5 protein-coding genes are annotated in these 7553 nt (G+C 49.3%); 2 read left to right on the top strand and 3 right to left on the bottom strand.

The window, feature by feature from the left end:
* Nucleotides 1-258: 258 nt before the first annotated feature.
* The 3 genes from V6C93_RS06750 to V6C93_RS06740 all read right to left on the bottom strand — a co-directional run bounded on the left by V6C93_RS06750 (nt 259) and on the right by V6C93_RS06740 (nt 5410).
* Nucleotides 259-1035, bottom strand: a complete 777-nt coding sequence (locus tag V6C93_RS06750; protein ID WP_333475889.1) for a DUF3747 domain-containing protein — start codon at nt 1033-1035, stop codon at nt 259-261.
* A 133-nt stretch (nt 1036-1168) separates the two neighbouring features.
* Complete coding sequence (locus tag V6C93_RS06745) at nt 1169-4948, bottom strand: response regulator (RefSeq protein ID WP_333475888.1); 3780 nt, start codon at nt 4946-4948, stop codon at nt 1169-1171.
* 312 nt (nt 4949-5260) lie between these two features.
* Complete coding sequence (locus V6C93_RS06740) at nt 5261-5410, bottom strand: hypothetical protein (RefSeq protein WP_333475887.1); 150 nt, start codon at nt 5408-5410, stop codon at nt 5261-5263.
* Nucleotides 5411-5993: 583 nt separating this feature from the next.
* On the opposite strand from V6C93_RS06740, the gene V6C93_RS06735 reads away from it, so the two are divergent.
* Together V6C93_RS06735 and V6C93_RS06730 are read left to right on the top strand one after the other, a co-directional pair.
* Nucleotides 5994-6608, top strand: a complete 615-nt coding sequence (locus V6C93_RS06735) for a GNAT family N-acetyltransferase (protein WP_333475886.1) — start codon at nt 5994-5996, stop codon at nt 6606-6608.
* A gap of 382 nt (nt 6609-6990) precedes the next feature.
* On the top strand, nt 6991-7542 hold the full coding sequence (locus V6C93_RS06730) for a hypothetical protein (RefSeq protein WP_333475885.1): 552 nt from the start codon (nt 6991-6993) through the stop codon (nt 7540-7542).
* Nucleotides 7543-7553 lie beyond the last annotated feature (11 nt).

Below are 7553 nucleotides of genomic sequence, written 5' to 3'. Positions count from 1 at the left end.
ACCGCCTCGACCCAACCTATCTGGTCGATTAATCCAGCAATTATACCTAGATGGTCGATATCTTTGACTTGAAGTTCCGGCTGCTGCTGAGTCATTCCTGAAAAATACCTCTGACTCTACCAGAAACCTGCGGAATGTGGGTAGTAAAACCAAGTCTACTGGTTTGAAGTAAGGCTTGAGCCGTGTGATTAGAGATAGTCACGCACGGTTCTTAGGGGAGGGAAGAGGGGCGACCCTCAACCCTTACCCGCTCGTACCTTACTGAGTTGGGACAGTAAACACTGGAATCTGGCGCTCTGGTGTAGAAGGAGACGACGGAATTGGAGGGCTAGGAACTTCGACTGATGGGGCCGTTGAGTCATCTCCAGGTCTGGTAAAAATCAATTCCCGCTCAGGAGGAACTGAGAGCGGAGGTGGAGGACTAGAGAGTGCAGGTTGAGAAGTGGGTAGAGGTCGAGGCGTTGTATTCAACTCGGAGGCTACCGGAGCCGGTGAATCAGTAGTCAGGTAGATATGACCTAATGACTTTCCTTGATACGTTCTTCTCGTAAACCGCCAACCTGGATTAAGAATTATTTTCGCAAAGCCATTACTCATACCCTGAGTACTGCCAATTTCAATTTCTGGCGCACTGCGGTTTATACGAGGAGTTCCAACCAGCACCAAATCCCCATTGCGCTCAACGATTCGGAGAATGTACTCTAAACCGAGGTCTTCACCACTCATACGAAGTGAATAGCCGTTACTATCGGTACTACGACCACAAATCCCCGTGAAGTCAAAGTTTAAAAGCAGAGGATCGACACTAACCGGGTTGCTGCCATTTTCACTCCAGCAAGGTCGCCGATTTGAGAGTTGTTCAATGATCAGCAGTTGATGTTTGTTTTCGCCGTAGGGAGCAGCTACAGCGATGAAATTATCGCCCTTAACTTCTGCGCTGTCGAAAGTGGCAGCGGTTGTCGGATTAAAAGCACCGACACTCAAGCAGGAAGCGACAGCGAGTCCAGCAATTCCAAGCCCTTGTGAAATTTTCATAACTCACACGCGTTCGCTAATTGTTGCACTGTAAGTAGACGATTATTACTCAAAATTAGATTCCCTTTGAGCAGAGTTGAGCTTAGACATTTATATATAATCCTTTGTCCGCTAATTAAGACCGTGCCATAAACTAAATTTTGCTGGGATTTCTCACCATCGGCTTGACTGAAAATGTGAGAACAGTCTCATCTACACCTTTGAGCGTCAGGGGACGGAATCTGGTAATCTCATCATCGTCCAACCAATCAGCAACATTAGCGGAGACGAGAATCGAATTTGGTTCAGCAGCTTCTTGCAACCGCGAGGCAATGTTCACAGAAGGCCCGATCGCTGTATAGTCTGACCGTTCTTTACCGCCGAACATCCCCACAACCGCCGTTCCCTGGTGAATACCACAACGGAACCTTACAGGCGGGGGCCCATTCTCCCCAACAATTCCCTGCTCTTGCCAGCGCTGGTTGAGCTGGTGGAGGGCATACAGCATTTGTCGCGCTGTTGCTACCGCTCGTCGCACCTGCTCCTGTGGCGTCAGCTCCTCCGGAGCGCCAAAAATCGCTAAAATACCATCACCCATGAACTTATCGACCGTGCCGCCGTTATCAAATACGGCCTTGGTCATTTCGGCAAGATACTCGTTAAGTAATTCTGCCACACGACGCGATCGCAATGTATTTGACATCTGAGTAAAGCCCACAATGTCACTAAACAACGTCGTGATCAGGCGAGGTTCTGGACTCAAATCCAGCTCCAGTTCGCCCCTTGCCGCTCTCTGAACCATTGCCGGAGGCAAAAAGCGCCTCAGCACCGACTCCGTCAGGTACGTATTCAATTCAAGCACCCGTTGCTCATTCGCCTTGAGCGCCAGCAAATTTCGTACTTCTGCCAGCAATTCTCGGTCATTAAAGGGCTTCGAGAGGTAGGCAGTCGCTCCTTGTTCGGCTCCCTCAATTCGCGTGGCTTCATCCGCTTTCGCCGTGAGCAGGATAATCGGTGTCCCTTCCAACTCTGGGGTCTCCCGAATCATCCGAATCATATCCAAACCCGATACCTCAGGCATCATCAAATCCGCCACAATCAGCTGAGGACGATATTCTTGAGCAGATTGAAACCCTTCTGCCCCATTTCGAGCAGTCCGAACGTGATGACCCTCCTGCCGCAGAATGCGGGACACATAGGCTCGTAAATCAGGATTATCATCTACGACTAAGACCTGGGATGGGGCAGAAGAAGATGACACTCCCGCCACCTTGGGTTGAGGTTCCCCAGTTTCCTGTTCCTCTTCCTCTACAGGAAATTCGATTTCTAGGTCGGCTAATTCCACAGCCGCACGACTCGACTGGATTTCTGTCGGAACTTCTAGTACCTGCTCGACCGGCAAGTGAGATGTCCCAGTTTGCAGCCAAACGTTGAACGTCGTGCCTTCCGAGTAAACCGACTCTACAGAAATTTGTCCCCCGTGCAGTTCCACCAGTTCTTTCACCAAGGCAAGCCCCAAACCACTGCCCTCATAACTGCGATTGACTGACCCTTCTGCCTGTCGGAACCGCTCAAACAAATGGGGTACTTGCTCCTTCTTGATGCCAATACCCGTGTCGGTAATTTGTAACCGGACATGGTCTCCTGCTGGTTCTACCTTGACGGTAATGCTCCCCCCAGGATCAGTAAACTTCATAGCATTAGAGAGGACATTGTACAGAACCTTGTCAAATTTTTCTAAATCTAAATAAACCGCTGGGCAACGGGTTAGCTGGGTTGAGAGACGAATATTCTTTTTGTCACAGTAGGGTCGAAACGCTTCAACAATTTGGCTGACAAACTCGACCAAGCTACAGGGACGGAAGCTCGCTTGCATCCGACCTGCGTCGAGTCGGTGTAAATCAAGTAGCTGATTCACTAGGCGCAATAATCGTCGGGAATTACGCAGGGCAATAACACTCTGCTCATAGGGTAAATCCTGTTGCCGCTCAATCACCGATTCCAGTGGCCCAATCATCAGGGTTAGAGGCGTGCGGAACTCGTGGGAAATATTTTGGAAAAACTCTGTCTTCTGTCGGTCTAATTCCATTAACCGCTCAGCTTGCTGCCGTGTCTTCTGATAGAGTCGCGACTGCTGAACCGCGATCGCAGCTTGTGCCGCCACAGCCTGAGCTAAATTGATTTCTGAGGGTAGCCAATGGCGAGGACGGTAGGTGTGGCGTAAGGTAATACTGCCAATAATTCTGCCCGATAGTTGTCCTGATATTCTTGGCGTTGTTCGGGCCTCACTCACGCTAGCGTTACTGCTGGCACTATCGGCCAATAAGGGTACCACTAGAAGTGCGCGTGCGGGTTTGCGAAAGGGGAGATCAAACCCTTTCATCTCTGGGTTCGCCGCTAAATCATCGATCGCAACCGGCTGTTGGGTATTCACCAATTGTTGCAGCACCGGATTCCCCGAAATGGGAACTAGGGATTGGGGCAACTGATGAGCCACAGAGCCAGAGTTGGAGGATTGATTGATAAAGGATGCATTGGAATTCTCTATGTCTTGAGATTCCACCACTTGAGCTGATTTACCATCATACAAGCCCACACATTGGACAAATTCATCCTCTTCTCTCCACAGCGATAAAGTACAACCATCCACTTTGATCGCTTGTCCTAATTGTTGAGTAATCGCCGTGAAAATCTCTTGGGGGTCGAGTGTGGAACGGATGGCGTTCGTAATCGTGTTCACTAAAGCTTGCTGGGTTGCCAATGCCCGCACCTGTTCATAAGCCCGTGCCTGGGAAAGCGCCAGCGCGGCTTGGTCAGCAACCATCACCACCAGCTGAATTTCGTCATCCTGCCAATAATAAGGTTCGTCACATTGATGCAGAGCCAGGACTGCCACAAGCTCTTGCTGACTAATCAGGGGTACAACGAGGGTTGAGCGAATGTTGGTCTGTTGATAAGCGATCGCCCGTCGTTGAATTTCTTCCCCCTCACCCATGAAGCGCTCATCCGTCAACACATCATTAATGACTTCAACGTCGCGGGTTTCCCAAACCGTTTGTTCCAAGAGTAAAGGGTAACGGGGAGATGGAGGATGAGGAATTGGGGATTGGGAAAAAGAGGAACTAGGGGAAGACGAGGAAGCCAAGCTGGGGAGACGTGGTGATGCAAACACGGTAGAGTTCCCCCTGTCGTGCTCCCCAGCCCCCATGTCTAAATCCCTGGTTACGGATTCCTCCCTCTTGGCCGTGGCTTCTCCAGAGCTAGCGGAACCATTAAGCTCTGCTTCCGCCCCTGAACGTAGCGACCCTTGACTTTTCTGATAAACGAACCACTCATCAACTAGCCGCCCATTCTGAAAGGGACGTAGAAGGCAAATATCGACCTCTAGGAGATGTCCTACGGATTCGACAATCCTTTGTAGGATTTGCTGTAGCGGAGAATCACCATCCTGACCAAACTGGGCATTGCGAATCGTATTAGTAACGGTATTGAGGAGAGATTCCCGGCGAAGCGCCCGACACAGTTCTCTAGTACGAACCTTCAAGACGTTGTGGGTATCCATAGCCTGTTTTACCACTGCCTTGAGGTCGTCAGAGTTCCAGGGCTTTGTGACAAATTTGAAGACTTTACCCGCGTTTATCGCCTCTACCAGGTCTTCCACATCCGTATAACCCGTCAAAATAATTCGGATGATATCCGGGTATTGAGTCGCGGTGAGGGCTAGAAACTCCACACCGCTCATTAAGGGCATCCGCTGGTCGGAAATGATCACAGCTACATCCCCCTCTTTAGCCAAAATTTCCAGTGCAGCAGGCCCATTGTCTGCCCTCAACACTTTGTACTCTCGATGGAAAGTCCGGTAAAGCAAGTCAAGATTATCTGGTTCGTCGTCAACAACCAGAAGTTTGGGCTTACTTGTTTCTTGGGATTTCATGCACCGCTCTCCTGCTGCCAAGGCTTGTCGGATAAAAAAGTCTGCACACGCTTCACAGATTCTTCTCTTGAGAGGGGTGGCTCGTTGGGCGATCAGGGCTAAAGCGATCAGTCCTAATCTTGAGGCAGTTTGTTGCCCGCATACAAGGAAATAGACCCTCCGGAGGTAAAGCTATGGTTGTGGTGCACCCCAATCGATTTTAATTTTTGTTTTCTAGTATGGTTGTATCCTTTGAAAAGACAAGAGAGAGTTACCGAATATTAGTCCATTGTTTTTGCCTCAAGCGCAATTTTCCTGCTCAAAAGCGCGACCCTACTCTGCCGAGAGGTGGCGATTGCCTAAATGCGATCGCCTCTGGGTGTCAGCGATCGCGATCGGATGCCCCTTCCAGGTAAGCGCGGCGTCAATACTCCGGACAACGAAGTTGGCAGCACAGCTGAAAGCAACAAGGCGAAGAGCCATGAGAGCCTTTCTATACCCTGCCCAACTGTACTGGCGGCTTTCTCTATTGTGAAGGCTATCCACTGCAAAAAATTATTTCTAACGCTTGGCTGTTTGATTCTCTGCCGATTTCTCTAGAACGCGGTGACAAACCCGACTCTATGTAAGCTAGCCTTGGACGTCGGCTGTTAGAAACATACCTTAATAATGTTGGCTCATCCGGACAGGGTCTGTTTATTAGGTCAGGGCGCAGCGGGTTGCTTTGCCTGGACTGTCGTTGATCGATGCACTACTTGTACAATACTATCCTTCCCCAAACTAGAAACGCTCAGCAAGAAAGCCTGAGATTACGGAGATGATTCATGGGTCAAGCAAAAGTCAAAAAAGGTCATTGCGTCGTTGGGTAAACTCTTCGCCAGTCCCTATTCTCTCCTCTGACCCAATAAATTGCACCCGCAAAACTACAACAGTTGTTGTACAATCGCCAGACAGACTCCTGTTCTATCTCAACTTTGTAAATTTTTGATGCTTTGTTCGTGTTGAACGTCTTTAGTTGTTTTTTTCCCAAGCTATTTTTGTGGTTGTGAACCCCTGCTTCTCTTTCTTGACCCCCTACGAACCAGCCCCTGCTGGTCAGGATACCGTGAGTGCTGGTGTATCCGGCTTGACAATCCGTACCGCTCAAGCTCGGGATCTGACCACCCTGGCAGAAATTCTAACCGACAGCTTTCACCCTCGGACTGGTTTTGTTCGCTGGGTCTATCCCATGCTACGTTTGGGAATTTACGAAGATTTGCGCAATCGGCTGCGCTCTAACTCGCCCCATTATGTCTGTTTAGTTGCTGTTGCTGATGGTTCTACGCTAACGGAGTCGGGTGAAGCAATAGCAGGCACCGTAGAGATTGCGCTGCGCTCTCCACCTTCTTGGCAACCCCGTGCATCTCAGTACCCCTATATCTCTAATCTGGCCGTCAGAAAATCGTGCCGACGGCAGGGAGTGGCACGACAATTACTCCTCGCCTGTGAGCGAATTTCTCTAGAATGGGGGTTTCCAGACCTCTACCTCCATGTGCTAGAAAACAATCATCAGGCACGACAGCTTTATCTCAAGGCTGGATATCAACTCTGCCAGGTTGAACCGAACTACGGTTCATTGCTGTTTGGGACTCCCAAACGCCTGTTCTTGCACAAACACCTCGCCGCTACTACAGCGGGATGACAACGGTCAACCAGACGCGCCCTGCGGATTGAATCAGTAGACGCTTGGTCTTTGAAGTCTTAATCTCTCTCTAGCACGGTTTTTTAACAAAAATTTAAAAATTCTTTATGTTTTTTAAAATTACCCTAATCGGTTCTACCCCATAATCTCCTGGCTACGATCTTTCCTGCACTCAAGCGGTATGCCATAAAATGGAGTTACAAGGTTGACGAGCAGCGAGCAATACTGAATCTGAGTTTGTTTGATAGGGTAATTGAAAACAGATGGTAAACTGAACTTTTCTGCTTGTGTATTCTCAAGAATTTATACCCATTGAGTTTGCCGGTCGTGCTTTTGGTCCGGGTGCCTCCCTGCTCAGAGAAATTAAGCAATACGAGTTGAGATGGAGAGCGAAAACAAACAGCGTTGCCAGACAGCTCTTTACGAGGAGGAGGTGCTTGTCCGCCGTATAGGTTTCGCCGACTCTCAAGGCTATAGTGGCATGGATCAGTTTCAAGACTCACAGGCATTGGCAGTCCTTAAACAGTTGCATGATAAGCAGCTGCTGATCGTCAATAGTCGGCGTCGGAATGGCTTAATTCTCTATAAGCGCTATCACGCCGAATTTGCTGGACCTGGATCGGCAGTAGGTGGACTATTTGATTTAGATTGTGAGCGAGTGCTGCTAGTCGGTAATTTTTCGTTGGTCTATCCGGAAACGACTGATGAGCGACAACGGGCTTATGCGCTTCGGCGACAGTGGATTCGACTCACGAGACAGATTACTGACAATCCAGTTCCGGCACAACGTGCTCAGATGATTCTCAATCAGTTTGAACACTACTTTGACTCGGAGACAATTGCTAAAGTCCCGGATGAAGCTTTTGCGCTTTTAGTGGGGGTCTTACCCCATACTGTTCACAATGTACGTAATCTCGCGGATCGGGAATTCTGACGTTGACATCC

The sequence above is a fragment of the Allocoleopsis sp. genome, from assembly GCF_036703385.1.
Taxonomy (GTDB): Bacteria; Cyanobacteriota; Cyanobacteriia; order Cyanobacteriales; family Coleofasciculaceae; genus Allocoleopsis.
Note: the sequence above shows the minus strand (reverse complement) of the source record. Positions and strands in the feature narration are given on the sequence as shown.

Bases quoted from the DNA above. Each gene is read 5' to 3' on its own strand.
- V6C93_RS06750 (WP_333475889.1), bottom strand. From the start codon at position 1,035: ATGAAAATTTCACAAGGGCTTGGAATTGCTGGACTCGCTGTCGCTTCC.
- V6C93_RS06745 (WP_333475888.1), bottom strand. From the start codon at position 4,948: ATGAAATCCCAAGAAACAAGTAAGCCCAAACTTCTGGTTGTTGACGAC.
- V6C93_RS06740 (WP_333475887.1), bottom strand. From the start codon at position 5,410: ATGGCTCTTCGCCTTGTTGCTTTCAGCTGTGCTGCCAACTTCGTTGTC.
- V6C93_RS06730 (WP_333475885.1), top strand. From the start codon at position 6,991: ATGGAGAGCGAAAACAAACAGCGTTGCCAGACAGCTCTTTACGAGGAG.